1 protein-coding gene and 1 pseudogene are annotated in these 597 nt (G+C 47.2%); both read left to right on the top strand.

Annotated features, from left to right (window positions below):
• Positions 1–85: 85 nt before the first annotated feature.
• Positions 86–511, top strand: coding sequence for a hypothetical protein (locus R7R24_RS28620; RefSeq protein ID WP_020838259.1), 426 nt, complete (start codon positions 86–88; stop codon positions 509–511).
• Between the two features lie 9 nt (positions 512–520).
• A pseudogene (locus R7R24_RS28615) lies at positions 521–597 on the top strand (SCO family protein); the annotation flags it as partial.

Genomic DNA, 597 nt, shown 5'->3' with positions numbered 1-597 from the left:
GCACAAATTGTCGAGGAGACGCCTTGGCGAGTTACACATATGTGCTACGATGCGGTTAATGTTAAGTGATAAATGCTGAACCTTAATGAAAGTGTTAAAAATTGCCGCCATTGCGGTCGCACTCGTTGCGGGATTCTACGCCCCGACGCTGCTCAAGAGTTTCTCTTCTTCCTCGACAGTCAAACCACTTGATGAGTACTGCCTGCTCTCGACAACGGCATGTGTCCAACAAGGTGTCACCATGACACTCAATGTCGATAATGCTCAACCCCTTATTCCTGCAAAACTCGATGTTGAGTGGAACAAAAGTGACGCAGAGCAGTTGGTTCTGAGCCTTTCAGGAAGAGAAATGGAAATGGGCGAGCCGAAGTTTCTCCTCAAGAAAATAGCACCTGGAAAATACTCTGGCGAAGTCGTGTTGCCCGTTTGCACTCAAGAATCGATGACGTGGGTCGGAGAACTGACCGACGGACAATCCACCATCTATCCCGCCATCAAAATGCAAAGATAAGGAATCATTATGAGCCGCAATTGGTCTCTCTTTCTCGTAGTCGCATTCGTACTGGGTTTCGGTACTAAAACCTATTTAGATAGCCT

Source organism: Vibrio sp. 704 (assembly GCF_033339295.1).
Note: the sequence above shows the minus strand (reverse complement) of the source record. Positions and strands in the feature narration are given on the sequence as shown.